This is a genomic window from Neisseria mucosa, from assembly GCF_013267835.1.
Lineage (GTDB): Bacteria > Pseudomonadota > Gammaproteobacteria > Burkholderiales > Neisseriaceae > Neisseria.
Window position 1 is genome coordinate 921,166 of record NZ_CP053939.1, and the last position, 24,579, is coordinate 945,744.

The following is a 24,579-nucleotide window of genomic DNA, read 5'->3' on the forward strand; positions in this document are numbered from 1 at the left end:
CCCAAACACCCTTTTCAGACGGCCTCCCTGTTAAGAACTTCATCCACAGGAAAACAAGATGACCTATATCAAACCCATCGTAGTAGCCCTCGCCCTGATTAGCATGACTGCCTGTTCCGGCAGCAAAAAAGAACAACCCAAACTCGACTATCAAAGTCAATCACACCGCCTGGTCAAACTGGAAGTACCACCTGATTTGAACAACCCGGACCAAGGCAACCTCTATCAATTACCGGCAGGCAGCGGCGCCGTCCGCGCCAGCGACTTCAACAAACGCCGCACTCAAGCCGTACAACAACCTGCCAATGCAGAAGTTTTGAAATCCGTTAAAGGCGTACGCCTTGAGCGTGACGGCAACCAACGCTGGTTGGTTGTCGATGGCAAATCGCCTCGCGAAATTTGGCCGTTGCTGAAAGTGTTCTGGCAAGAAAACGGTTTCGACATCAAATCCGAAGAACCGGCCATCGGCCAAATGGAAACCGAGTGGGCTGAAAACCGAGCCAAAATCCCTCAAGACAGCCTGCGCCGCCTGTTGGACAAAGTCGGCTTGGGCGGCATCTACTCCACCAGCGAACGCGACAAGTTCATCATCCGCATCGAACAAGGCAAAAACGGTTCGACCGACATCTTCTTCGCCCATAAAGGCATGAAAGAAGTTTATGCCGACCGTAAAAAAGACACCACCATGTGGCAGCCAAGCGAGAGCGACCCTAACCTCGAAGCCGCATTCCTCGCGCGCTTTATGCAATACTTGGGCGTTGACGGCCAACAAGCCGAACAGGCCCTGACCCAAAGCGTTGCCGCCCGCAGCAATGCCTCCGAGTTGGCCCGTGTGGACAACGGTACCCTGCTGCTGGCAGGCGATTACGGCCGCAACTGGCGCCGCACCGCCCTTGCGCTCGACCGCATCGGTCTGACTGTTATCGGTCAAAATGCCGAACGCCGCGCTTTCTTGGTTCAACAAGCCCCAACCGAAGGCGAAGCAGTTGCCAATAAAAAACCCGGCCTGTTCAAACGCGTATTTGGCAAAGGCAAAGCAGAAGCACCAAAAACTTATCCTGAAATCATCGTCTATGTCGAGCCAATCAACAATGGCGCACGCCTCCATCTGTTGAACAAAGACGGCAGCCCATACAAAGGCAGCGATGCCTCCACATTGTTGAGCCGCCTGCACACAGAATTGCGTTAATCCGTTATTCGACTTAAGGCCGTCTGAAATATTCAGACGGCCTTTTTAACGGATACGGCATGGTTTCAAATTCTCAATCTGACGTTATAATCAAAACATTTTCCCCTTACCCAAGCTGCCATGACCCGACAAAAAGCCTATCTGATCCTGACCGCCCTGTTTACCCTGATGTTTATCGTCCTGATTCTGTTGGGTGCTTATCTTCTGAGCATTCACAGCAAACAATTTGCCGTTGCCGCCTTTCTGTTTGCCTTTGCCGCCGTTTTTGCCCAAATCGGCAGCCTTGCCCTTTACATCCGCCACAAAGCACGCGCGCAAATGGCCCGTATGCAGCAAACCGAAACCCATTAAGGAAAAACCATGTTTGAAAAAATCGTCCTTGCCAGTGGCAACGCAGGCAAACTCAAAGAATTTTCCCGCCTCTTTACCGACTTAAACATCGAAGTCCTGCCACAATCGCAGTTCAATACGCCCGAATGTCCCGAGCCGTACCATACCTTTGTTGAAAATGCCCTGGCCAAAGCACGCCATGCCGCCAAATACAGCGCCTTACCGGCACTTGCCGATGATTCCGGCATCTGCACCAACGCCTTAAATGGCGCACCCGGCATTTTCTCCGCACGTTATGCAGGCGAAAACCCCAAATCCGATGCCGCAAACAACGCCAAACTGTCTTCCGATCTTGCCGATAAAGACGATAAAAGCTGCTACTACGTCTGCGTACTCGTCCTCGTCCGCCACGAAAACGACCCGCAACCCATCATCGCCGAAGGCATCTGGCGCGGCCAATGGCAGGCCGAAGCAGCCGGCACAAACGGCTTCGGTTACGACCCGCATTTCTATCTGGCCGAACACGGTTGCACCGCCGCCGAGCTTGCCCCTGAAATCAAAAATGCCGAAAGCCACCGCGCCCAAGCATTGCGTGAATTGTTAAGAAAAATTGAATCCTTATAGACCAAAGGCCGTCTGAAACCTTCAGACGGCCTACCTCACATTCATTCCCATGCCCAAGCCCACACCTGAAGAATTGGCAGCCTTTGCAAAATTCGTTTCTGCCTTCATTCCTACCACACCTGACGAACTTCTTCAGCTCGTTGATGGTCAAAAAACTACTATCGTCTTTTTAGGCAAACCAAGCTGTTCATACTGTCGCCGTTTTGTTGCAAAACTGTCTACCGTTTCCTTAAACAAGCAGCTTACCATCCACTTTACCGACAGCAGCAACAAAGCAGCTTTAAAAACTTTTCGTAAACAACACGGCATCAAAACTGTTCCCGCATTACTCAAAATCTCACAAGGCAAAATAAAATCCGTCTGCAATTCCAAATTATCAGAAGAAGAAATTGAAGCATTTTTGAGCGCTTAGACTTTGCAAATTTCCTACTGATTACTTTCCCAGCCGACACTTTCAGTTAAAATAACGGCCTAAAAATTTCAGACGGCCTTGAGCCTCAACACATACCATGACCCAAATCACTTTCCAACGCCCCGGACAACTCACCGCCCTACCGCCCTTGTCGCTCTACATCCACACCCCGTGGTGCATCAAAAAATGCCCGTATTGCGACTTTAATTCCCACAGCCTGAAAAACGGCCTGCCGGAAGAAGCCTATATCGATGCCCTATTAACCGACTTGCAGCTTGAATTACCCAATATTTGGGGCAGACCGGTAGAAACCATATTCTTCGGCGGCGGTACACCCAGTCTGTTTCAAGCGGAATCAATTGACCGCTTGTTAAGCGGCGTGCGTTCGCTGTTGCGTTTGCAACCCGAAGCGGAAATTACTTTGGAAGCAAACCCGGGTACATTTGAAATTGAGAAGTTTCAGGGATTTAAAGACGCAGGCATTACGCGTCTATCTATCGGCGTGCAAAGTTTTAACGACGATATGCTTGCTCGATTGGGACGCGTTCACAACGGCAAAGAAGCCCTGACAGCCATTGATACTGCCTTGAAATTATTTGAAAAAGTCAATATCGATTTGATGTATGCCCTGCCAAACCAAACGGTTCAGACGGCCTTAAACGATGTGCAAACCGCTATTGCAACAGGCGTATCGCATATCAGCGCATATCATCTGACCATGGAGCCGAACACGCCTTTTGGTCATACGCCGCCAAAAGGTTTGCCGCAAGATGAAGCAGCATTGGATATTGAAGATGCCGTACACGGCGCATTGGAAAGTGCAGGCTTTATCCACTACGAAACATCGGCTTTTGCAAAACCAGCCATGCAGTGCCGCCACAATTTGAACTACTGGCAGTTCGGCGATTATTTGGGCATCGGCGCGGGCGCACACGGAAAAATTTCCTATCCCGACCGCATCGAGCGAACTGTCCGCCGCCGCCATCCCAACGACTATCTTGCCGCCATGCAGAGTAATCCGCATGAAGCAGTTGAACGCAAAACCGTTGCTGCCGAAGACCTTCCATTCGAGTTCATGATGAACGTCCTGCGCCTGACCGACGGCGTACCTGCTGCAACGCTGCAAGAACGTACCGGCGTACCCACTGCAAAAATTATGACACAAATCGAAACCGCCAGACAAAAAGGCCTGCTTGAATCAGACCCGACCGTGTTCCGCCCGACCGAACAAGGTCGTTTGTTCTTAAACGACTTGTTACAGTGTTTTTTATAAGTGCTGTTTTACAACAGTTGAACCATTTTTAGATTTGCTTAATTTACGACAAGAAAATACAATCAGAATAATTGTTGGGAATGAACAATCCCAGCGATTATCCACTACTCCTAATCCTACATTAAGGACAAAACAATGAAAAAAGTTCTGGTAACACTGATTGCTCTTTCCCTGCCTGCATTTGCATTGGCTGATGCAACCAAAGGTTTTTATGTTCAGGCTGATGCTGGTCATGCTACTGTAAAGGGAGATGCATCAGTTAAAGGCTTTAGCCCACGCATCTCTGCCGGTTACGATTTCGGCGATTTCCGTGTTGCCGCTGACTATACCCATTATAAGTCTGAAAAAATCAATACTGCCTCATTCGATGCTGAAGGTAAATACCACAGTGCCGGCGTTTCTGCTATTTATGACTTTGATCTGCAAACTCCTGTAAAACCTTATGTAGGTGCTCGTGTGGCTATTAATCATGCTTCTGCAAAAGTTAAGACAGCTAATTCATATTATGAACGCAGTGATACTAAAACTGGTGTTGGAGCAATGGCTGGCGTAAGCTACGAAGTAACACCTAACGTTGCCTTGGATGCAGGCTATCGCTACAACTATTGGGGCAAAATGAATAGCATTAAGTTCCATACTCACGAAGTATCTGCCGGCGTACGCGTAACATTCTAATTCTTGTCTTGAAGCAATCATTGCTTCAAATATCAAGTAACAAAAGGCCGTCTGAAACCTGTTTCTCAGGATTTCAGACGGCCTTTTAACTTCTTTAAATATATCTAACTTTTTGCTGCTTTTACTTTTGCTGCAAACCATAGCGCGGCAGCCGTACCTGCCATATCGGCAATACCGTCCGCAATCGAACCTTGGCGCGTAGTAGTCAGAAATGCCTGAGCCAGCTCGCTGCCTACTGCAAACAATAAGGCGGCAAACAGAATGCCTTTATAGGGAATATTCCTATTGTCTTGAATAAATATTTTTGCACACAACCATGCCTGACCGAAAAACAGTCCGAAATGGCCGACTTTATCAAAATGGGGAAATGGTGGAGCGCTATTGCCGCCCTCTCTGAAAAGTAAGGCATAAATGGCGGCCACAAACCAGATTAAGGCAGCGGCAGTAAATTTGTTTAACGGCAAGGCTTTCATTTATCGGCCTCTTCATCCAGCCATGTTTGACAGATGTCTGCCAAGCGGACAAATTTCCCACCCCGCGCCTTCAAAATATCACGCCATTGTGCCACTTCTTCTGCATCCGGGGCATCTTCAATACTGCATTCGTAAAGGCAAAAGTCTAATGTTTCGCCAACAACGCCGGGGGCTTCGGTATGCATCAGGCTGGTCAGTTCGTTCATATTTACTGTTTCTTTAATTGGTTTATCGCTAGCCAGACTGCGCCGTCTGTTTTCAGGCCGTCTGAACTAATGTGCAAGGCTGCCCGTTTGATTTGGGCACGCTTACTTACTGTGTAAAAAACGCGTTGCCTCTTCCCATTCGCCATTCAATACGACCGGCAATCCTTGCAGAGATTTGGCGATGGCGTCATCAATTTGCTGTCTATGCTCCGCCGACGGTTTATTCAACACATAACCGACAACCAGATTACGGTCGCCCGGATGATCAATACCCAAGCGCAGGCGGTAGAAATTAGGCGTACCCAAACGAGCCTGAATGTCTTTGAGGCCGTTGTGTCCGCCGTTGCCGCCGCCAAGTTTGAATTTGATACGGCCGCATGGAATATCCAGCTCGTCATGAACCACTAAGATTTCCTCCGGCTTAATTTTGTAAAACTGAGCCAAAGCAGCAACAGCCTGACCGGATCGGTTCATAAATGTCATGGGTTTGAGCAGCCAAACATCGCCATCAGGCGTAGCAGCGCGTGCTACTTCGCCGTAAAATTTCTTTTCGTCTTTAAAATTGACTTTCCATTTCCATGCTAGTTCGTCCAACAGCCAAAAGCCGACATTGTGGCGCGTTTGTTCGTATTCTTGGCCTGGATTGCCCAAACCGACGATTAATTTAATTTTCAAGCTCATTACTGTTCTTTCAGTTTGACAGGCCGTCTGAAAAAGTTTCAGACGGCCTTCGATTTACTCTTGTCCGGCGCGTTTACGTCGCGCTTCTTTCGGATCAATCAACAATGGACGATAAACCTCAATCCGATCGCCATCTCGCAACACCGTTTCGTCTTTCACCGCCTTGCCGAAAATACCCAAAGGCGCTTGCTGCAAATCCAACTCTGGAAACTCTACCTCCAAACCGCTTTGCAGGGCGGCTTCGCGTACGGTTGTCCCTTCGGCAACGGTCATACCCTTCAACACTTGCCTATCGGCCAGTCCGTAAACAATTTCAATCTCAAGCATAGCGGCGGTCGGCCTCTTTAATAAAAGCATCCACCAGCGTGCCGGCGAGGTGGCCGAATACTGGGGAAATCATGGCAGAGAGTACGGCATTGGAGAAATCGTATTCTAATCTGAATTCGACTTTACACATATCATCGCCCAAGTCGATAAATTTCCAAGTGCCGCGCAGGGTTTTAAACGGCCCCTCGAGCAAATCCATGCGGATTTCCTGCCCCGGGATATTGTGGTTGTGCGTTGCAAACGACTGCTTGACACGCATATAGTCCATAAACAGGCGCGCTTTTAGCTCATTGCCTTTGCGTTCGATGACTTCGGTCTTGCTGTACCACGGCAAAAATTTTGGATAGTCCTCGACCTTGTCCACCAGCTCAAACATTTCCTCAGCGCTATGCAGTACCAATACGTTTTTCTCGACTTTTTTCATGTGGTTGTAGACCTTGTTTTTGAATATTTGGGGTTAGGACGGCATGATTTAGAAAAATATCCACCCTACTTTGGGACAAAATTCCCAATTTAAACCGCTTCTCCGTTTTGTTTCGCTTCCAGCCATTCCCAGCGTTCGAGCTTTTCCAAAAGCGACATCTCAATTTCTTCAGCCCTGCTTTGTAATGCACCTGCTTTTTCGTAATCTTTAAAAATTTCAGTATCGGAAAGCTGGGTATTGATTTCAGCCTGTTCGGTTTCCAAGGCGGCGATTTCGTCAGGCAGGGCATCGAGTTCGCGCTGTTCTTTGTAGGAAAGTTTGACTGTGCGGTTGGCTTTGGGTTTGACTTTCTCAGGCTCGGCAACCGCTTTAGGCGCAGAGGCCGTCTGAATTTTCTCTTCGCGCGATTTTGCGTCGATATAATCCTGATAGCCGCCGATGTATTCTTTCAGACGGCCTTGTCCTTCGAAAACAATGCTTTGGGTAATGACATTATCCAAGAACATACGGTCGTGCGAGACGAGGAATACCGTGCCTTGATAATCGCGCAGCAAGTCTTCGAGCAGCTCTTGGGTGTCGATGTCCAAGTCGTTGGTCGGTTCGTCCAAGACCAAAATATTGGCAGGACGGGTAAAGAGTTTCGCCAGCAGGAGGCGGTTGCGTTCGCCGCCGGAGAGCGATGAAACAGGGCTTTGTGCGCGGGCTGGATGGAACAGAAAATCTTCCAAATAGCTCATGACGTGTTTTTTCTTACCGCCGACTTCAACGTAATCATTGCCCTGTCCGAGCGTGTAAAACACGGTGTCGTTTTCGTTCAGCGCGCTGCGGAACTGGTCGAAATAAGCAACTTCCTGCTTGCTGCCGATACGGATTCTGCCGTAGGCCGGCTGCAATTCGCCCAAAATCAGCTTGAGGAAGGTGGTTTTGCCGATACCGTTGGGGCCGATTAAGCCGATTTTGTCGCCGCGCTGCAAAATGGCGGAGAATTTATCCATGATGACTTTGTCGCCGTAGGCAAACGAGGCGTGTTCCAGCTCAGCGATGATTTTGCCGCTTTTCTCGCCGCTGTCGAGCTTGAAGTTGACCTGCCCTTGTACATTGCGGCGTTCGGCGCGCTGGCGGCGCAGTTCTTCCAAACGGCGCACGCGACCTTCGTTACGGGTACGGCGTGCTTCGATGCCTTTGCGTATCCACGCTTCTTCCTGCGCATGGAATTTGTCGAAGAGGCGGTTGTGTTCCGCTTCAACCACCAATTCCTGCGCTTTTTTCTCGCTGTATTTGGAGAACGAGCCTGGATAGGATCGTAGAATGCCGCGGTCGAGTTCGACAATACGCGTGGCGATGTTGTCCAGAAAACGGCGGTCGTGGGTAATCACAACCAAACTGCCTTCAAACGCCTTGAGCAGGTTTTCCAGCCAGATAATCGCGTCGATGTCCAAATGGTTGGTCGGCTCGTCCAGCAGCAATACGTCGGGCTTCTGCACCCAAGCCTGCGCCAAGGCGACGCGCTTTTTCTGCCCGCCGGAGAGGTTGCCAATTTTTTCGTTTTCCGGCAAACCAAGTTCGTCCAAAGTCTGCTTTACCGCCGCATCTAATTTCCAGCCGTCCTTCGCTTCGATTTCAAGCTGCAATTCGTTGAGTTCTTTCAACAAAGCCTCACTCGAACCATTTTCCAACTCATGGCTGACGTGATGATAACGGCGCAATAAATCGCGAATTTCGCCCAAACCTTCGGCAACGGTGTCAAATACGGTTGCGTCCTTATCAAAAAAGGACTCCTGCGGCACATAAACGATTTTGAGGTTGTTGTGAACAATAATCTGCCCGTCATCGAGCTTTTGTACGCCTGCAAGGATTTTTAAAAACGAAGACTTACCCGCACCGTTGCGGCCGATTAAACCGATTTTCTCGCCGCTATCGAGTTGAAAAGAAGTTTTGTCGAGCAAGGCGACATGGCCGACGGCAAAGGAAGCGTTTTCTACGGATAAGATATTCATGGGGAAACTTCAAAAAAGAAAAGGGGGACATTTTAACCGATTATCGGCAGATATTTGCCGACAATCATATGAAATTGAAAGTATCAGGCCGTCTGAAAGCAGTTTTCAGACGGCCTTCATTATTATTCTTGAACCTTCAAACCGAAATGCAGATAGGCTCGTTCGGTTGCCACGCGTCCGCGCGGTGTACGCTGTAAAAAGCCCTGCTGAATCAGATAAGGTTCAATCACATCTTCGATGGTATCGGTCGATTCGCCAATCGCAGCAGCCACGTTTTCCAAACCGACAGGACCGCCGCTGAATTTGTGCAGAATCGCCTCAAGGAATTTCCTGTCCATCACATCCAAACCCTGACCGTCCACATCCAGCATACTCAAGGCCGCATCGGCAATTTCCGCATCAATGACGCCATTGTTTTTCACATCAGCGTAATCGCGAACTCGTCGCAAAAGGCGGTTGGCAATACGCGGCGTACCGCGGCTGCGCTTGGCCACTTCCATCGCACCCTCTTCGCCCATGTCCAACTGCAACAATTGGGCTGAACGGGCAACAATAGTCGCCAAGTCTTTGTTTTGATAAAACTCCAATCGGGACACAATACCGAAACGGTCGCGCAACGGATTGGTCAACATACCGGCACGGGTCGTTGCGCCCACCAATGTAAACGGCGGCAAATCGATTTTGACCGAACGCGCAGCCGGCCCCTCTCCAATCATGATGTCCAACTGATAATCTTCAAGCGCAGGATAAAGGATTTCTTCAACCACGGGGCTTAAACGGTGGATTTCATCAATAAACAGCACATCATGCGGCTCGAGGTTGGTCAATAACGCTGCAAGGTCGCCGGCGCGCTCTAAAACCGGGCCGCTGGTTTGACGCAAATTAACGCCCAACTCTTTGGCGATAATATGCGCCAAAGTAGTTTTGCCCAAACCCGGTGGGCCAAATAGCAAAGTGTGGTCAAGCGCTTCGCCACGTTTTTTCGCCGCCTGAATAAAAATAGCCAGCTGCTCTTTGGCCTTATCCTGCCCGATATAGTCATCCAAAGTTTTCGGACGTAAAGCGCGTTCAAGCAATTCTTCCTGAGCTGAAATATTTTGAGCAGTGATAATGCGCTGAGGTTGTGCAGAAGTAAGATTATCGGTTTGTAACATAATGTTTCTAAATTCGAAGATCATTCCCGGCCCGTTGTTTCAGACGGCCCGAACAATCAGATAAAGCGGTTAAATTATGATTTTGGCCATTATACCCGATAAGGCCGAGCCACTTTTCCCTCAAATTTAAATCACACAAAAATTTTCGTTTTCAGACGGCCAAAGCACCGTATAATAAACGGTTAATTCAAATACCTATCGCATTCAGGAGAACACATGAGCCTCAAGCAAAAAGTCATCGCCATTGACGGCCCCAGCGCATCCGGCAAAGGGACGGTTGCCTCACGCGTAGCCGAAGCCTTGGGTTTTCTTTACCTCGACTCCGGTGCGCTTTACCGCCTGACCGCGCTTTACGCACAAAAACAAAATGTCGCCTGGACAGATGAAGACGCCGTCAGCACACTGGCAGAAACTTTGCCCGCACAATTTGAAGGCAGCGTTGTATTATTAAACGGCGAAGATGTATCCGAGCAAATCCGTACCGAAGCGATCGGCATGGGCGCATCTGCCGTCGCGCAGTTGCCTAAAGTGCGTACCGCCCTTTTGCAGCGCCAACGTGATTTCTTAACCGAAAAAGGTTTGGTCGCCGACGGCCGCGATATCGGCTCGGTTATTTTCCCTGATGCCGCATTAAAAATTTTCCTGACCGCAAGTGCCGATGTCCGCGCCCAACGTCGTGCCAAACAACTTGGCATCCCATGCGAAGGGGTTGCATTCGAGCGTATTTTATCGGACATTGAAGCGCGCGACGAAGCAGACCGCCGCCGCCCTGTTGCCCCATTGAAACAGCTGCCCGACGCCCTGCTTTTAGATACTGACAACCTTTCTATCGAAGAAGCTGTAAAAAAAGTGCTTGATTGGTATCATAAAGTTTAAAATTTGGAGTATAATCGCGAAGTTTTCATTTCAGACGGCCTGTTAACCCTAATAACAAGGCCGTCTGAAAACATTTCCCAACCTGCCGCGCCAAGGACGGCAGGTCATTTCAAACCTAACCCGCACCCCTTGGCGGTGTACCGAAAAGAGTATATATGACTATGGAAAATTTTGCCCAGCTGCTGGAAGAAAGCTTTACCCTGCAAGAGATGAACCCAGGTGAAGTGATTACTGCCGAAGTAGTCGGCATCGATCAAAACTTCGTTACCGTTAACGCAGGTCTGAAATCAGAATCTCTGATTGATGTTGCTGAATTCAAAAACGCTCAGGGCGAGATTGAAGTTAAAGTTGGTGATTTCGTTACCGTTACCATCGAATCTGTTGAAAACGGCTTCGGCGAAACCAAACTGTCCCGCGAAAAAGCCAAACGCGCTGCCGACTGGATCGCTTTGGAAGAAGCTATGGAAAACGGCGACATCCTGTCCGGCGTTATCAATGGCAAAGTCAAAGGTGGTCTGACTGTTATGATCAACAGCATCCGCGCATTCCTGCCGGGTTCTTTGGTTGACGTACGTCCTGTAAAAGACACTTCTCACTTCGAAGGCAAAGAAATTGAATTCAAAGTAATCAAACTGGACAAAAAACGCAACAACGTTGTTGTGTCCCGCCGCGCTGTTCTGGAAGCTACTTTGGGCGAAGAACGCAAAGCCTTGCTGGAAAACCTGCAAGAAGGTTCAGTTATCAAAGGTATCGTTAAAAACATCACCGATTACGGTGCATTCGTTGACTTGGGCGGCATCGACGGTCTGTTGCACATCACCGACTTGGCATGGCGCCGTGTGAAACACCCAAGCGAAGTTTTGGAAGTTGGTCAAGAAGTAGAAGCCAAAGTCCTGAAATTCGACCAAGACAAACAACGCGTTTCCCTGGGTATGAAACAACTGGGCGAAGATCCTTGGAGCGGCCTGACCCGTCGTTACCCACAAGGTACCCGCCTGTTCGGTAAAGTATCCAACCTGACCGACTACGGTGCATTCGTTGAAATCGAACAAGGCATCGAAGGTTTGGTACACGTTTCCGAAATGGATTGGACCAACAAAAACGTACACCCAAGCAAAGTTGTTCAACTGGGTGACGAAGTTGAAGTCATGATTCTGGAAATCGACGAAGACCGCCGCCGTATCTCTTTGGGTATGAAACAATGCCAAGCTAACCCTTGGGAAGAATTTGCCGCCAACCACAACAAAGGCGACAAAATCTCCGGCGCAGTTAAATCCATCACTGACTTCGGTGTATTCGTAGGTCTGCCTGGCGGTATCGACGGTCTGGTTCACTTGTCTGACCTGTCTTGGACCGAAGCCGGCGAAGAAGCTGTACGCAAATACAAAAAAGGCGAAGAAGTTGAAGCCGTTGTATTGGCCATCGACGTTGAAAAAGAACGCATCTCTTTGGGTATCAAACAACTGGAAGGCGATCCGTTCGGCAACTTCATCAGCGTAAACGACAAAGGTTCTTTGGTTAAAGGTTCTGTGAAATCTGTTGACGCCAAAGGTGCCGTAGTTGCTCTGTCTGAAGAAGTTGAAGGCTACCTGCCTGCTTCTGAATTCGCCGCTGACCGCGTTGAAGACCTGACTACCAAACTGAAAGAAGGCGACGAAGTTGAAGCCGTTATCGTTACCGTTGACCGCAAAAACCGCAGCATCCGTCTGTCTGTTAAAGCCAAAGACGCTAAAGAAAACCGCGAAGCGCTGAATTCAGTTAACGCCGCTGCAACTGCCAATGCCGGTACTACCAGCTTGGGCGACTTGCTGAAAGCCAAACTGTCCGGCGACCAAGAATAAGGTTGCAGACATGACGAAGTCTGAATTGATGGTTCGCCTCGCAGAAGTGTTTGCCGAAAAAAATGGCAACCAACTGCTGGCTAAAGATGTCGAATACAGTGTAAAAGTCTTGGTTGATACCATGACTCGCTCACTGGCTCGTGGACAACGTATCGAAATCCGCGGCTTCGGCAGCTTCGACTTGAACCACCGCCCTGCCCGTATCGGGCGCAACCCTAAAACCGGCGAACGTGTGGAAGTGCCTGAAAAACATGTTCCCCACTTCAAACCGGGTAAAGAGTTGCGTGAGCGTGTAGACTTGGCATTGCAAGAAAGTGCTCATTAATACTTAGTAGCAAAACGCCGCAGAAATGCGGCGTTTTTTTGTTTTTTCAAAAAATACTAAAGCCAGCCCTTTTTGCTTGCACCTTAATCGCACACTTTTCCAACTATATTGACAACAAAGCCTTTGCAAAAAACGCAGGCCGTCTGAAATCATTTATAATAGACCGACTATTCCATAATGAGAACATCATTCCGACTACCGTCCAAATTATTGCGGATGATGTTTCGACTATCGCCAGCAAAACATAATAAAGGTTATACATGAGCAATAGAGACCAACTATTTACGCCACCGCCATTTGAAAACCACAGCCCATTGACTTGGTATCAGGCCGCCGCCGAACAACCCAACTTCATCCGTGATGAAGCACAAGCACGAGCCATTGAATATTTGGATCGCTTATGGACCGAGCTGATGATGTTCAAACGCAAACGCAACCGTTTTCTCGGCCGCAGCCTGCGTTCCCCTCAAGTACCTAAAGGACTCTATTTTTATGGCGGCGTAGGACGCGGTAAAAGTTTCCTGATGGACGCTTTTTTTGGCTGCCTCCCTTATCGCCGTAAGCGCCGCGTGCATTTCCATGCCTTTATGGCCGAAATTCATCAACGGCTGAAAGCTTTAAAGAGTGAAGCGAATCCTTTAAAAGCCGTTGCAGCAGAAATTGCCAAAGAAACACGCGTATTATGCTTTGATGAATTTCACGTCAGCGACATTGCTGATGCGATGATTTTAGGCCGTTTGTTGGAAAACCTGCTGAGCGAAGGTGTTGTTCTAGTGGCTACTTCCAACTACGCCCCATCCGAACTCTATCCTCAAGGCCAAAACCGCAGCAGCTTTCTGCCAACCATCGCCCTTATCGAATCTAACCTGACCGTTTTAAATGTAGATGGCGGCGAAGATTACCGATTGCGCACATTACGCCCTGCCGAAATTTTCTTTGTGCCCAATAATGAAGAAAACGAGCAAAAACTGGCTGCTTTATTTAAAGAAATGAGCGGAATCTCTGAATTAAACCCGGGAATCAGCATTATTCATGGACGGGAAATTCCTCATAAAGCCCAGTCGGAACGCGCCATCTGGTTTGATTTCCGTGCATTGTGTTTCGGTCCGCGCTCACAAGCAGACTATCTGTATTTGGCCGAACATTACGAGATGGTTTTTCTATCAGGATTGGAACGCCTGACCCCTCAAGAAAAAGCAGAAGCACGCCGTCTGACATGGTTGATTGACGTTTTATATGACTTCCGCGTGAAATTGTGCGCCACCAGTGCCGTTGGCGTAAACGATATTTATGTTGAAGGCGATTTTGCCGAAGAATTTACCCGTACAGCCAGCCGTATGGTCGAAATGCAGTCCGAAGTCTATTTGGAGCAACCGCACCTGACTTTAAGCAAATAATGCCTTTCCCAAAAAAGGGCAAAATTTGGTAAAATACACTCCCCTCGCCTTTGGGTTACGACAACTTACCTTTCAATAAAAACAAGGACATAATATGGCCATCGAACGTACGATTTCCATCATCAAACCCGATGCGGTAGAAAAAAACGTCATCGGCAAGATTTACAGCCGCTTTGAAGAAAACGGCCTGCGTATTATTGCAGCAAAAATGAAACAGCTGTCTGAGCGCGAAGCAAAAGAATTTTATGCCGTACATAAAGGCCGCCCTTTTTACGAAGACTTGGTTAAATTCATGACACGCAATCCCGTCATGATTCAAGTATTGGAAGGTGAAAACGCCGTTGCTAAAAATCGTGAATTGATGGGCGCAACCAATCCGGCTGATGCCGCTCCAGGCACAATCCGCGCCGACTTTGCAGAATCTGTCAGCGTCAATGCTGTGCACGGTTCTGACAGCGTGGAAAACGCTGCGATTGAAATTGCCTACTTCTTCAGCCAAAGCGAAATCTGCCCACGATAAAAGCAAAAAGCCTGTAGCCGCTATACGGCCGTCCGATTCCATATCGGACGGCAAAACTGCTTTGTATGCACTACAAATGACAGGCCGTCTGAAACCCCTAAAGGCTTTTAAAGCAAAGCTGACCGATAAGCCTCTTTACTTTAAAAGCTTTATTGAGAAACATAAAAATACATGAAAACCAATCTACTAAATTACGATTTAAACGGACTGACGCAACACTTTGCCGAAATGGGTGAAAAACCTTTCCGCGCCAAGCAAGTCATGCGTTGGATGCATCAAGCCGGTGCACAAAACTTTGAAGAAATGACTGATTTGGCCAAATCATTGCGCGCCAAGCTGAATGAACAAGCCACAATTGAAGTGCCTAAATTAATGATGGCACAAGAATCAACTGATGGCACACGCAAATGGTTGCTGGATGTCGGCACGGGCAATGGTGTAGAAACCGTCTTCATTCCCGAAGCCGAACGCGGCACTTTGTGCATCTCTTCCCAGGTAGGTTGCGCATTGGAATGCACCTTCTGCTCTACCGGACGACAAGGTTTCAACCGCAACCTGACTGCCGCAGAAATTATCGGCCAGCTTTGGTGGGCTAATAAAGCCATGGGCGTTACCCCTAAAAATGAACGCGTTATCTCCAACGTCGTGATGATGGGGATGGGCGAACCCATGGCAAACTTTGATAATGTTGTTACCGCTTTGAGCATTATGCTGGATGATCACGGCTATGGCTTGAGCCGTCGCCGCGTGACCGTTTCCACTTCGGGCATGGTTCCGCAAATGGACAGACTGCGCGACGCTATGCCTGTTGCTTTAGCCGTATCTTTACACGCCTCCAACGACGAAGTGCGCGATCAAATCGTTCCGCTGAATAAGAAATATCCGTTGAAAGAATTAATGGCGGCCTGTCAACGCTATCTGGTCAAAGCACCCCGTGACTTTATTACCTTTGAATACGTTATGCTCGACGGCATCAACGACAAGGCCCAACACGCGCGCGAATTGATTGAATTGGTTAAAGACGTACCGTGCAAATTCAATCTGATTCCGTTCAACCCTTTCCCAAATTCCGGCTACGAACGTTCTACCAACGAGAATATCCGCATCTTCCGCGATATTCTGCAACAAGCCGGCTTTGTCGTTACTGTCCGCAAAACCCGTGGCGACGACATTGATGCCGCTTGCGGACAATTGGCCGGACAAGTACAAGATAAAACACGCCGCCAACAAAAATGGCAACAAATTTTGGTCGAACAATAAGGTTAATTATGAAAATCAAGTTCGGATTCGCTTTACTTACCGCACTGACTCTTTCTGCCTGCGCTTCCTCTTCCGGACCAAGCCCCAAAGAACGTGCCATTCAGGTTTCCAATATCAAAACCCAGCTTGCCGTGGAATATATGCGTGGCCAAAACTACCGCCAAGCTACCGAAAGTATCGAAGAGGCGCTTAAATTCAATTCAAAAAACGATATTGCTTGGTTGGTACGCGCTGAAATTTATCAGTATCTGAAGGTCCGCGATAAAGCTCAGGAAAGCTTTCTTAAAGCATTGTCTTTAAAACCGGATAGTGCGGAAGTTAACAACAATTACGGTTGGTTCTTATGCAATCAAATGAATGCACCTGCCGAATCTATGGCTTATTTTGATAAGGCACTGGCCGACCCGACCTACCCGAGCCCCTTTATTGCCAATATGAATAAAGGCATTTGCAGCGCAAGATTAGGCCAATACTCTTTGGCTCAGGCCTATTTGGAAAGGTCTTTGGCAGCCAACCCACAATTCTTCCCTGCTTTCAAAGAGCTTGCCCGAACCAAAATGATGGCAGGCAATCTGAACGATGCCGACTATTATTTCCGCCAATACCAAAGCAAAGTCGATGTCCTTCAGGCTGACGATTTGCTTTTAGGCTGGCGCTTGGCCACTGCCTTGGGCAATAAACACGCTGCATACGAATATGAAGCCCAGCTTAGGGCAAACTTCCCTTATTCTGACGAACTACAAACTGTTACAACAGGCCACTAAATGGAAAATAACGATAAAATCAACTACGACACACAAGCCGCCAAAACACTGGGGGATGAATTACGCAAACACAGAACTGATGCCAAAATCGATATTGAAGATGTTGCTTCACGTTTAAAACTGTCTGCCGAACAAATTGATGCCTTGGAAAAAGGGGAATATTCAAATTTTCCGGGCCTGGTCTTCGTCTCAGGCTATCTTCGTTCATATGCACGATTCCTCAAAATCGATGAACAAACCATCACCAAACATTTGCACTCGATTACTCCGCAACTTGAAGACCATGTATATGCAGTAACACGCAGCACCAACAGCGGCTTAAGCTATGAAGATGCTGAAAAACAGGGTTTCCCCAAATGGATATTGGGTGCAGCCGCATTGGCTTTAGCAATAGGCGGTGTTTACTTTTGGCAAAGTAAATCCAGCTATGAAAACGAACAGGCAAATATTCAAAACAGCAAAGATGTTGCCGATACGATGAAAACGCCTGCTTTGAAAATGGATAATGTTGCCGTTAGCGAAATGACCGAAGAGGGCAAAAAAGAAATTACCAATAAGCCTGAAGCAGCCAATGAACAAGCAGCTTCAGCAGCTTCTGCCGTTGTAGAAGAAAAGCCTGCCGTCAAAGTTGAGAAAGACGAACTTTGGATTAAAGTCCAATACCGAAGCAATCTGATTATTGCAGACAAAGATGGAAAAGTAGTATTCAGCCGCATTGTTCCGGCCGGAAGCGAACATCGTCTGAGAGGCGGTGCGCCTTATAATGTTTGGATCGGTATTGCAGCCGGTTCGGAAGCCAATTACGGCGGCACACCAATCGAACCTTTAAAACACCGTGTTGCCGGTGAAAAATCCGCCTCTTTTGTTGCAGGAAAAAACTAAAATGACCACACCTAAACGCCGTCTGACACATCAAGTACAAATTGATCATCTCATCGTCGGATCGGATGCGCCCGTTGTTGTGCAATCTATGACCAATACCGACACCGCAGATGCAGAAGCAACCGCCCGACAGGTCAAAGAGTTGAGCGATGCCGGCTCGGAAATGGTACGCATCACGGTCAATACTCCGGAAGCGGCTTCCAAAGTCGCCGAAATCCGCAGCCGCTTAGACGATATGGGTTACACCACGCCCCTGATCGGCGACTTCCATTTCAATGGCGAACGCTTATTGGCTGAATTTCCTGAGTGCGGCAAAGCCCTGTCTAAATACCGCATCAACCCGGGCAATGTCGGCAAAGGCGCAAAAGGCGATGAGAAATTTGCCTTTATGATTCGTACAGCGGCAGAAAACAATAAAGCCGTACGCATCGGCGTGAACTGGGGTTCACTTGATCAAAGCCTTGCCAAGCGCATGATGGATGCCAACTTGGCCTCTGCCACACCGAAGCCGCCTGAAGAAATCATGAAAGAAGCTTTGATTGTTTCGGCGCTGGAGTCGGCAGAAAAAGCCGTAGCTTTGGGTTTACCCGAAGACAAAATCATTTTGTCGTGCAAGGTCAGTGCCGTACAAGACTTGATTCAGGTTTACCGCGAATTGGGCAGCCGTTGCCGCTATCCGCTCCATCTCGGTCTGACCGAGGCTGGCATGGGCAGCAAAGGTATTGTGGCATCTACCGCTGCCTTGGCTGTATTGCTGCAAGAAGGTATCGGCGACACCATTCGAATCTCCCTGACCCCTGAACCCGGCAGTTCGCGCACTCAGGAAGTCATTGTCGGTCAGGAAATCCTGCAAACCATGGGCTTGCGTTCCTTCACACCAATGGTTACAGCCTGCCCGGGCTGCGGCCGTACCACCAGTACCGTATTCCAAGAATTGGCGCAAGACGTACAAAACTATTTACGCCAAAAAATGACTATTTGGCGCACTGAGTATCCAGGCGTTGAATCATTGAACGTTGCCGTAATGGGTTGCGTAGTCAATGGCCCGGGCGAGAGCAAGCTTGCCGATATCGGTATCAGCCTGCCAGGTACAGGCGAAACTCCGGTTGCGCCGGTTTATGTAGACGGCGAACGCAAAGTGACCCTCAAAGGCGACAATATCGCTGCCGAGTTTTTGCAAATCGTTGAAGATTATGTCAAAACCAACTACTGCGAAGGTGGCGCAAAACGTAAGCAAAACCGTGTCATTCCGATTCAGTCCGCCTAAAACATTATCAAGCTAAAGAGGCCGTCTGAAAATATGCTAGGCAAACTGGATACTTGGCTGACTGAGCATCCCAAACGCAAGGATTTGCATGGTTGGCGACGCTTTATCGTTGAATTTTGGTTTTTCGGTTTGAAAGAAGCACGAGCCTGCTTATTTGCAGGCTTGTTTTTCATTGCCATGTTTCTTATTCCGAAAACAGGTTGGCTGGGAATTTCGCGCTATGACCTGCTGCTGATTTTTGCTGTCTCCGTACAAGCAGTCATGCTGTATTTCAAGCTGGAAACTTGGGACGAAGTAAAATCGATTACGCTGTTTCACTTGGTCGGCTTTGCTTTAGAGTGGTTCAAAACATCGGGTGGTATCCAATCCTGGAGCTATCCGGAAGAAGCATATACCAAAATCGGCGGCGTACCGCTGTTTGCGGGCTTTATGTATGCCGCGGTCGGCAGCTATATTATCCAAGCATGGCGGCTGTTTGATCTCAAAATCAAAAGCCATCCGCCATATTGGTTGGGCACTTTGTGCGCACTGGCGATTTATATCAATTTTTTCACTCATCACTATATCGGCGACTATCGCTGGTATCTCGCAGCCTTTGCTCTCGGCCTATACGCCCGGACGACAGTCTTGTACACGCCCTATGACACTACTCGCAAAATGCCGCTCCTGCTCGCTTTTGTCCTGATTGGATTTTTCATTTGGCTGGCGGAAAATTTAGGAACTTTATTCGGTGTTTGGCGCTATCCCAACCAAATCGGCGCGTGGGCATCGGTACACATCAGCAAATGGAGCTCATGGGCTTTGCTGGTGATGATGACTTTTACCATCGTTGCGAATTTAAAACACATTAAACATACCATCAGCGTATCGAAAGATTAATTGTTCAACATATATAAAAAGGCCGTCTGAAACTTTCAGACGGCCTTTCATTTTCAACAATCAATTAAACAAACTTAAGGCTTTCACAAACACCATAATGACACCGTAGCCCAAAGGAATGCAGACCAAAGCCCAGCGCCACCACACCCCGATACCGCCCGCTGATACTTTTTTACTAATCAGATAGGCATCGGATACAGCGGTTTCATCATCGGGATTACGGCTATGTGCCGCTACTTTAATGTCTTTCTCGTGGTGCTTTTCATGAACCGAACGGACACTCAAGTTACACAGCAAACCGACAATCAACAAACCCGCCATGATGTACATGGTAATGCTATAAGCCTCGGCAGCCGGAACGCCGCTTTCAATTTGACTTTGGCGGATATAGTTAACCAATACCGGGCCAATAACGGCCGCAGTTGACCATGCCAGCAAAATCCTGCCGTGTATTGCACCGACTTGATAAGTGCCGAACAAATCCTTCAAATACGCCGGAATCGCTGCAAAACCACCGCCATACATGGAAATAATGACGCAGAAACCAATGACAAACAAAGCCTTGTTACCGCTCCCGCCAATAGACGGAATGGCAAAATACAACAGCGAGCCAAGAACAAAGAAAATAGTATAAGTGTTTTTACGGCCGATTTTATCGGACACGCTGGACCACAAAAAGCGGCCGCCCATATTAAACAGGCTCAACAGGCTCACAAAACCTGCCGCCGCACCCGCACCAATGGCCGCTTGTTTTCCCACAGACGCCTCGGAAAACAGCTCCTGAATCATGACGGAAGCCTGTCCCAACACACCAATACCGGCCGTTACATTCAAACACAACACCCAAAACAAGAGCCAAAATTGCGGCGTTTTCATGGCTTGTGAGACATTGACATGATTGCTGCTGACCAATTTGCTTTTGTTTTTCGGCGCAACATAACCTTTAGGTTTCCAGCCATCGGCAGGTACACGGATCGTAAACGCGCCGAACATCATCAACACCAAATAAAACAATCCTAAAACCACAAAAGTCTGCGCGACGCCAACCGAAGTTTCACTGGAGAAAAAACTCATCAGCGATACCGACAAAGGCGAGGCCAACATCGCGCCGCCGCCAAAACCCATAATCGCCAAGCCTGTCGCCATGCCCGGTTTATCGGGAAACCATTTCATCAAAGTCGATACAGGCCCGATATAGCCCAAGCCCAAACCAATCCCGCCAATCACGCCATTGCCCAAATAAAGCAAAAACAGATTGTGCGTATGGACGCCAATTGCCGACACAAAAAAGCCCAAACTAAAACAGCAGGCGGCAACAAACATCGCCTTACGCGGCCCAACGCGTTCCATCCATGTACCGAACATGGCCGCAGACGCGCCCAACATTGCCAAGGCGATACTGAAAATCCAACCCACCGTGGTCAGCTTCCAATCTCCGGCAGCCGATTCAGTAATACCGATAAGCTTGGTCAGCGGCGCATTAAACACGGAATAAGCGTATATCTGCCCGATGGCAAGATGCACAGCCAAAGCGGCAGGCGGTACCAGCCAACGATTAAAGCCGGGTTTGGCAATGGTCGCCTCACGGTCTAAAAACTTCATAAAATCCTCTTATCTTATGTATGTCAAACGCTGATTCCATATCATATGAAATCGAAAAATTGTTAACAATATTGTAACATTAATCTCCCATTTTCCTTTTTGTCCTCTCCATGATAATTTTGCGCATCAGACAGAAAAAACATTCATCTAAACCATTTTCCTCATCCAATATCAACAAAAAGGCCGTCTGAAAATCTTTCAGACGGCCTTTTCATTCATATCGTTTTATGCGGCGAAGCGTTTGGCAACTTCATCCCAGTTAACGATTTCCCAAAAACCTTTCAGGTAGTTAGGACGGCTGTTGCGGTAGTCGATGTAGTAGGCGTGTTCCCATACGTCGCAAGTCAACAGCGGAGTATTTTCAGTAGTCAGCGGAGTACCTGCATTGGAAGTAGAAACCAGATCCAATTCGCCGGCAGGCGTTTTCACCAACCATGCCCAACCAGAACCGAAAGTACCGGCCGCGCAGGCATTGAACGCTTCTTGGAATTTCTCGAAGCTGCCCCATTTGGCGTCGATGGCCGCAGCCAATTCACCGGCAGGTTTGCCTTGGCCTTTAGGGGTAAATCCCAGCCAGTAGAAAGTGTGGTTCCAAGTTTGGGCAGCGTTGTTGAACATACCGCCGGAAGATTTTTTCACGATTTCTTCCAAAGGCATTTCTTCAAACTCAGTGCCTTTGATTTGATTGTTCAAGTTGGTGATGTAGGTTTGATGGTGTTTGCCGTAGTGGAACTCCAAAGTTTCTTTGGTCAGATGTGGGGACAATGCGTCCAGTTCATAAGGCAGTTGTGGCAGCTTATGTTCCATTTTTGTGCTCCTGATTGTTGATATTTATATTTTGGTAGTGTGCGTCGTCATATTGACAACATAGCTATTTTACCTGCTTTAGCCTAAACAAACCAATTGAACTTACACTGCGTTATAATAGCGGATTACAATTTTCCAGCCAGAGATGCCCGTCATGAGCAATTATTCCGACATGCCGTCTGAAGACCGTGAAATCAGTGCATTATCCTTGCCGCCGCATTCCACAGAAGCAGAGCAATCCGTTTTGGGCGGCCTGATGCTGGAAAATTCTGCTTGGGACCGTATTGCCGATGTCGTTTCCGGCGAAGATTTCTACCGCCACGAACACCGCCTGATTTTTCGTGCCATTGCCAACCTGATTAACGAAAGCCGCCCTGCCGACGTCATTACCGTTCAAGAAAGTTTGGAACGCAATGAAGAATTGGAAGCGGCAGGCGGATTCAACTATCTGATTACGCTGGCGCAAAACACGCCATCCGCTGCCAATATCCGCCGCTACGCCGAAATCGTGCGCGAACGTTCCATCATGCGCCAGCTTGCCGAAGTCGGCACGGAAATTGCACGCAGCGCCTACAATCCGCAAGGGCGCGATGCAGGCCAGCTTTTGGACGAGGCGGAAAACAAAGTATTCCAAATTGCCGAAAGTACCGCCAAATCCAAACAAGGCTTCCTTGAGATGCCCGATCTTTTGAAAGAAGTGGTCGAGCGCATCGATATGCTTTATTCGCGCGACAATCCTGACGAAGTAACCGGCATATCGACAGGTTTTATCGACCTCGACAAAAAAACATCAGGCCTCCAACCGGGCGATTTGATCATCGTTGCAGGCCGTCCGTCTATGGGTAAAACCGCCTTTTCGATCAATATTGCCGAACACGTTGCCGTAGAAAACAAATTACCTGTCGCCGTATTCTCGATGGAGATGGGCGGTGCGCAACTGGTTATGCGTATGCTGGGTTCAGTCGGACGTTTGGATCAAAGCGTTTTAAAAACCGGCAGATTGCAAGACGAACACTGGGGCCGTCTGAACGAAGCGGTCGTTAAACTTTCCGATGCGCCCATGTATATCGATGAAACTCCGGGCTTGACCGCGCTCGAACTGCGCGCCCGCGCCCGTCGCCTTGCACGCCAGTTCAACGGCAAATTGGGCTTGATCGTCATCGACTACCTGCAATTGATGTCAGGCTCCGGCCGTTCTGACAACCGCGCTTCCGAGCTTGGCGAAATTTCCCGCTCCCTCAAAGCATTGGCCAAAGAATTGCAAGTTCCCGTCATTGCCCTGTCGCAGTTGAGCCGTACCGTTGAACAGCGTACTGACAAACGCCCGATGATGTCCGATTTGCGTGAATCCGGCGCCATCGAACAAGATGCCGATTTGATTATGTTCATGTATCGTGATGAATACTACAACTCAGAATCACCCGCAAAAGGCTTGGCGGAATGTATTATCGGCAAACACCGTAACGGTCCTGTCGGGAAAGTGTTCCTCACTTGGATGGGCCAATTTACCAAATTTGATAATGCTGCCTATGTTCCAGAATCCATGTTGATGGAAGATTGAGACAGGTTATCTGAAAAACTAACCGAATTTCATATTTTATTAGTCACGCATTACAAAATCGTTTAGAATAAATCCAATAAAAGCAAAAGCATTGCCACAAGCAAATGCAAAAAGAGAAAACGTCGGTTACCCCAACACATTACTACCCAAAAAATCACTCATGTATCAGACACAAAAAGGCTTCACCCTAATTGAGTTGCTGATAGTCATTACTATTGCAGCAGTAATGGCCGTCATCGCATTTCCAAATATGAATCAATGGATTGCCTCCAGACGTGCGGCATCGCAAGCAGAGCAAATTGCCAATCTGCTGCGTTTCGCGCGAAATGAGGCCGTCCGTCTCAATCTTCCCGTTTACATCTGCCCGGTCAAAATCAAATCCGATGGCTCGCCCAATAATGGTTGCGATTCTAAATATGCCGGTAATGGTATGTTGGCCTACGCCGATAAAAACGGAGATTCCAGCTATAAAAACGATACAGTCGATTTATCCGTCCGCTCCATTATCCTTAATGGGGATACCGACAAAGTGGAATACAGCTTCAACTATATCCCTATCGGCAATGACCGTTCCACCCTCTCGACCTCAGCTTCAAAAGAAGTCTGGTGGAGATTCCTGCCCAATGGTACATTTGGCCATTCAACCGATGGCAAGAATTATCAATTTTCAGACGGCCACATCAAAATCAGCCTGACGGATAAATCCGCCGCCGATGCTGAAACCAAGAAAGCCCGTGCTACCGTACTTTTAGTCAATGGCAATGGGCATGTCGAAATCTGTGCTAAAAACGATGAGCGCAAAATATGCGAATACACTTCCAAATAATAACAAC

The 24,579-nt window shown here is 48.3% G+C and carries 27 protein-coding genes; 18 read left to right on the forward strand and 9 right to left on the reverse strand.

All coding sequences use genetic code 11. The features are described 5' to 3' along the window. Nucleotides 1-58: 58 nt before the first annotated feature. From bamC to FOC66_RS04305, 6 genes are all read left to right on the forward strand, one after another. Complete coding sequence (gene bamC / locus FOC66_RS04280; protein WP_003746991.1) at nt 59-1,189, forward strand: outer membrane protein assembly factor BamC; 1,131 nt, start codon at nt 59-61, stop codon at nt 1,187-1,189. 120 nt (nt 1,190-1,309) lie between these two features. Beyond that, nucleotides 1,310-1,540 carry an NGO_0222 family membrane protein gene (locus FOC66_RS04285; protein ID WP_003746993.1) on the forward strand — a complete coding sequence of 77 codons (231 nt, stop codon included), beginning with the start codon at nt 1,310-1,312 and terminating at the stop codon, nt 1,538-1,540. A 9-nt stretch (nt 1,541-1,549) separates the two neighbouring features. Beyond that, nucleotides 1,550-2,143, forward strand: coding sequence for an RdgB/HAM1 family non-canonical purine NTP pyrophosphatase (gene rdgB, locus FOC66_RS04290; protein WP_003746995.1), 594 nt, complete (start codon nt 1,550-1,552; stop codon nt 2,141-2,143). Nucleotides 2,144-2,192: 49 nt separating this feature from the next. Next, a complete protein-coding gene (locus FOC66_RS04295) occupies nt 2,193-2,555 on the forward strand; it encodes a thioredoxin family protein (RefSeq protein ID WP_003746997.1) in 363 nt (120 codons plus the stop codon). A gap of 97 nt (nt 2,556-2,652) precedes the next feature. Beyond that, a complete protein-coding gene (hemW, locus tag FOC66_RS04300) occupies nt 2,653-3,828 on the forward strand; it encodes a radical SAM family heme chaperone HemW (RefSeq protein WP_003746998.1) in 1,176 nt (391 codons plus the stop codon). A 135-nt stretch (nt 3,829-3,963) separates the two neighbouring features. Continuing rightward, a complete protein-coding gene (locus FOC66_RS04305; protein WP_003747000.1) occupies nt 3,964-4,503 on the forward strand; it encodes an opacity family porin in 540 nt (179 codons plus the stop codon). A gap of 104 nt (nt 4,504-4,607) precedes the next feature. Here FOC66_RS04305 and FOC66_RS04310 read toward each other — a convergent pair whose 3' ends face one another. The 7 genes from FOC66_RS04310 to ruvB form a co-directional block, all read right to left on the reverse strand. Beyond that, nucleotides 4,608-4,976: a VanZ family protein gene (locus FOC66_RS04310; protein WP_003747002.1), complete on the reverse strand. Its 369-nt coding sequence runs from the start codon at nt 4,974-4,976 to the stop codon at nt 4,608-4,610. Continuing rightward, on the reverse strand, nt 4,973-5,182 hold the full coding sequence (locus FOC66_RS04315) for a hypothetical protein (RefSeq protein ID WP_003747004.1): 210 nt from the start codon (nt 5,180-5,182) through the stop codon (nt 4,973-4,975). The genes FOC66_RS04310 and FOC66_RS04315 overlap by 4 nt, the downstream gene beginning before the upstream one ends. 102 nt (nt 5,183-5,284) lie before the next feature. Then, the gene (gene pth / locus FOC66_RS04320; RefSeq protein WP_003747006.1) at nt 5,285-5,863 is read right to left on the reverse strand and encodes an aminoacyl-tRNA hydrolase; all 579 of its coding nucleotides are present in this window, start codon (nt 5,861-5,863) and stop codon (nt 5,285-5,287) included. A gap of 54 nt (nt 5,864-5,917) precedes the next feature. After that, complete coding sequence (locus FOC66_RS04325) at nt 5,918-6,190, reverse strand: RnfH family protein (RefSeq protein ID WP_003747009.1); 273 nt, start codon at nt 6,188-6,190, stop codon at nt 5,918-5,920. Further along, nucleotides 6,183-6,614, reverse strand: a complete 432-nt coding sequence (locus FOC66_RS04330; protein ID WP_003747011.1) for a type II toxin-antitoxin system RatA family toxin — start codon at nt 6,612-6,614, stop codon at nt 6,183-6,185. The genes FOC66_RS04325 and FOC66_RS04330 overlap by 8 nt, the downstream gene beginning before the upstream one ends. An 89-nt stretch (nt 6,615-6,703) precedes the next feature. Next, complete coding sequence (locus tag FOC66_RS04335) at nt 6,704-8,611, reverse strand: ATP-binding cassette domain-containing protein (protein WP_003747014.1); 1,908 nt, start codon at nt 8,609-8,611, stop codon at nt 6,704-6,706. 122 nt (nt 8,612-8,733) lie between these two features. Continuing rightward, entirely contained in the window at nt 8,734-9,765 is a 1,032-nt protein-coding gene (ruvB, locus tag FOC66_RS04340) for a Holliday junction branch migration DNA helicase RuvB (protein WP_036493848.1), read from the reverse strand. 216 nt (nt 9,766-9,981) lie between these two features. On the opposite strand from ruvB, the gene cmk reads away from it, so the two are divergent. From cmk to FOC66_RS04390, 10 genes are all read left to right on the forward strand, one after another. Next, nucleotides 9,982-10,641 carry a (d)CMP kinase gene (gene cmk / locus FOC66_RS04345; RefSeq protein WP_003747017.1) on the forward strand — a complete coding sequence of 220 codons (660 nt, stop codon included), beginning with the start codon at nt 9,982-9,984 and terminating at the stop codon, nt 10,639-10,641. Nucleotides 10,642-10,796: 155 nt separating this feature from the next. Beyond that, the gene (gene rpsA / locus FOC66_RS04350) at nt 10,797-12,482 is read left to right on the forward strand and encodes a 30S ribosomal protein S1 (RefSeq protein WP_003678994.1); all 1,686 of its coding nucleotides are present in this window, start codon (nt 10,797-10,799) and stop codon (nt 12,480-12,482) included. Between the two features lie 10 nt (nt 12,483-12,492). Further along, nucleotides 12,493-12,807, forward strand: coding sequence for an integration host factor subunit beta (locus FOC66_RS04355; RefSeq protein ID WP_003678992.1), 315 nt, complete (start codon nt 12,493-12,495; stop codon nt 12,805-12,807). A 260-nt stretch (nt 12,808-13,067) separates the two neighbouring features. Continuing rightward, complete coding sequence (zapE, locus tag FOC66_RS04360; protein WP_003747022.1) at nt 13,068-14,204, forward strand: cell division protein ZapE; 1,137 nt, start codon at nt 13,068-13,070, stop codon at nt 14,202-14,204. A 94-nt stretch (nt 14,205-14,298) separates the two neighbouring features. Next, complete coding sequence (ndk, locus tag FOC66_RS04365; RefSeq protein ID WP_003747024.1) at nt 14,299-14,724, forward strand: nucleoside-diphosphate kinase; 426 nt, start codon at nt 14,299-14,301, stop codon at nt 14,722-14,724. Between the two features lie 171 nt (nt 14,725-14,895). After that, nucleotides 14,896-15,984, forward strand: a complete 1,089-nt coding sequence (gene rlmN / locus FOC66_RS04370; protein ID WP_003747025.1) for a 23S rRNA (adenine(2503)-C(2))-methyltransferase RlmN — start codon at nt 14,896-14,898, stop codon at nt 15,982-15,984. A gap of 8 nt (nt 15,985-15,992) precedes the next feature. Next, nucleotides 15,993-16,748, forward strand: a complete 756-nt coding sequence (pilW, locus tag FOC66_RS04375) for a type IV pilus biogenesis/stability protein PilW (RefSeq protein WP_003683469.1) — start codon at nt 15,993-15,995, stop codon at nt 16,746-16,748. Then, nucleotides 16,749-17,630 (forward strand): helix-turn-helix domain-containing protein, encoded by an 882-nt coding sequence (locus FOC66_RS04380; protein WP_003747027.1) that lies wholly within the window; start codon nt 16,749-16,751, stop codon nt 17,628-17,630. Nucleotide 17,631: 1 nt separating this feature from the next. After that, the gene (gene ispG, locus FOC66_RS04385; RefSeq protein ID WP_036493699.1) at nt 17,632-18,897 is read left to right on the forward strand and encodes a flavodoxin-dependent (E)-4-hydroxy-3-methylbut-2-enyl-diphosphate synthase; all 1,266 of its coding nucleotides are present in this window, start codon (nt 17,632-17,634) and stop codon (nt 18,895-18,897) included. Nucleotides 18,898-18,930: 33 nt separating this feature from the next. Beyond that, on the forward strand, nt 18,931-19,776 hold the full coding sequence (locus tag FOC66_RS04390) for a DUF817 domain-containing protein (RefSeq protein ID WP_003747031.1): 846 nt from the start codon (nt 18,931-18,933) through the stop codon (nt 19,774-19,776). 60 nt (nt 19,777-19,836) lie between these two features. Here FOC66_RS04390 and FOC66_RS04395 read toward each other — a convergent pair whose 3' ends face one another. Then, nucleotides 19,837-21,378 (reverse strand): L-lactate MFS transporter, encoded by a 1,542-nt coding sequence (locus tag FOC66_RS04395; protein WP_003747033.1) that lies wholly within the window; start codon nt 21,376-21,378, stop codon nt 19,837-19,839. Between the two features lie 225 nt (nt 21,379-21,603). Then, nucleotides 21,604-22,185 (reverse strand): superoxide dismutase, encoded by a 582-nt coding sequence (locus FOC66_RS04400; RefSeq protein ID WP_003683473.1) that lies wholly within the window; start codon nt 22,183-22,185, stop codon nt 21,604-21,606. A 154-nt stretch (nt 22,186-22,339) separates the two neighbouring features. Between FOC66_RS04400 and dnaB the strand changes: the two genes are divergently transcribed. Both dnaB and FOC66_RS04410 read left to right on the forward strand, forming a co-directional pair. Further along, nucleotides 22,340-23,746, forward strand: coding sequence for a replicative DNA helicase (gene dnaB, locus FOC66_RS04405; RefSeq protein WP_036493702.1), 1,407 nt, complete (start codon nt 22,340-22,342; stop codon nt 23,744-23,746). Between the two features lie 160 nt (nt 23,747-23,906). Continuing rightward, nucleotides 23,907-24,572 (forward strand): GspH/FimT family pseudopilin, encoded by a 666-nt coding sequence (locus FOC66_RS04410; protein ID WP_003747038.1) that lies wholly within the window; start codon nt 23,907-23,909, stop codon nt 24,570-24,572. Nucleotides 24,573-24,579 lie beyond the last annotated feature (7 nt).

Bases quoted from the DNA above. Each gene is read 5' to 3' on its own strand.
- bamC (WP_003746991.1), top strand. From the start codon at position 59: ATGACCTATATCAAACCCATCGTAGTAGCCCTCGCCCTGATTAGCATG.
- FOC66_RS04285 (WP_003746993.1), top strand. From the start codon at position 1,310: ATGACCCGACAAAAAGCCTATCTGATCCTGACCGCCCTGTTTACCCTG.
- rdgB (WP_003746995.1), top strand. From the start codon at position 1,550: ATGTTTGAAAAAATCGTCCTTGCCAGTGGCAACGCAGGCAAACTCAAA.
- FOC66_RS04295 (WP_003746997.1), top strand. From the start codon at position 2,193: ATGCCCAAGCCCACACCTGAAGAATTGGCAGCCTTTGCAAAATTCGTT.
- hemW (WP_003746998.1), top strand. From the start codon at position 2,653: ATGACCCAAATCACTTTCCAACGCCCCGGACAACTCACCGCCCTACCG.
- FOC66_RS04305 (WP_003747000.1), top strand. From the start codon at position 3,964: ATGAAAAAAGTTCTGGTAACACTGATTGCTCTTTCCCTGCCTGCATTT.
- FOC66_RS04310 (WP_003747002.1), bottom strand. From the start codon at position 4,976: ATGAAAGCCTTGCCGTTAAACAAATTTACTGCCGCTGCCTTAATCTGG.
- FOC66_RS04315 (WP_003747004.1), bottom strand. From the start codon at position 5,182: ATGAACGAACTGACCAGCCTGATGCATACCGAAGCCCCCGGCGTTGTT.
- pth (WP_003747006.1), bottom strand. From the start codon at position 5,863: ATGAGCTTGAAAATTAAATTAATCGTCGGTTTGGGCAATCCAGGCCAA.
- FOC66_RS04325 (WP_003747009.1), bottom strand. From the start codon at position 6,190: ATGCTTGAGATTGAAATTGTTTACGGACTGGCCGATAGGCAAGTGTTG.
- FOC66_RS04330 (WP_003747011.1), bottom strand. From the start codon at position 6,614: ATGAAAAAAGTCGAGAAAAACGTATTGGTACTGCATAGCGCTGAGGAA.
- FOC66_RS04335 (WP_003747014.1), bottom strand. From the start codon at position 8,611: ATGAATATCTTATCCGTAGAAAACGCTTCCTTTGCCGTCGGCCATGTC.
- ruvB (WP_036493848.1), bottom strand. From the start codon at position 9,765: ATGTTACAAACCGATAATCTTACTTCTGCACAACCTCAGCGCATTATC.
- cmk (WP_003747017.1), top strand. From the start codon at position 9,982: ATGAGCCTCAAGCAAAAAGTCATCGCCATTGACGGCCCCAGCGCATCC.
- rpsA (WP_003678994.1), top strand. From the start codon at position 10,797: ATGACTATGGAAAATTTTGCCCAGCTGCTGGAAGAAAGCTTTACCCTG.
- FOC66_RS04355 (WP_003678992.1), top strand. From the start codon at position 12,493: ATGACGAAGTCTGAATTGATGGTTCGCCTCGCAGAAGTGTTTGCCGAA.
- zapE (WP_003747022.1), top strand. From the start codon at position 13,068: ATGAGCAATAGAGACCAACTATTTACGCCACCGCCATTTGAAAACCAC.
- ndk (WP_003747024.1), top strand. From the start codon at position 14,299: ATGGCCATCGAACGTACGATTTCCATCATCAAACCCGATGCGGTAGAA.
- rlmN (WP_003747025.1), top strand. From the start codon at position 14,896: ATGAAAACCAATCTACTAAATTACGATTTAAACGGACTGACGCAACAC.
- pilW (WP_003683469.1), top strand. From the start codon at position 15,993: ATGAAAATCAAGTTCGGATTCGCTTTACTTACCGCACTGACTCTTTCT.
- FOC66_RS04380 (WP_003747027.1), top strand. From the start codon at position 16,749: ATGGAAAATAACGATAAAATCAACTACGACACACAAGCCGCCAAAACA.
- ispG (WP_036493699.1), top strand. From the start codon at position 17,632: ATGACCACACCTAAACGCCGTCTGACACATCAAGTACAAATTGATCAT.
- FOC66_RS04390 (WP_003747031.1), top strand. From the start codon at position 18,931: ATGCTAGGCAAACTGGATACTTGGCTGACTGAGCATCCCAAACGCAAG.
- FOC66_RS04395 (WP_003747033.1), bottom strand. From the start codon at position 21,378: ATGAAGTTTTTAGACCGTGAGGCGACCATTGCCAAACCCGGCTTTAAT.
- FOC66_RS04400 (WP_003683473.1), bottom strand. From the start codon at position 22,185: ATGGAACATAAGCTGCCACAACTGCCTTATGAACTGGACGCATTGTCC.
- dnaB (WP_036493702.1), top strand. From the start codon at position 22,340: ATGAGCAATTATTCCGACATGCCGTCTGAAGACCGTGAAATCAGTGCA.
- FOC66_RS04410 (WP_003747038.1), top strand. From the start codon at position 23,907: ATGTATCAGACACAAAAAGGCTTCACCCTAATTGAGTTGCTGATAGTC.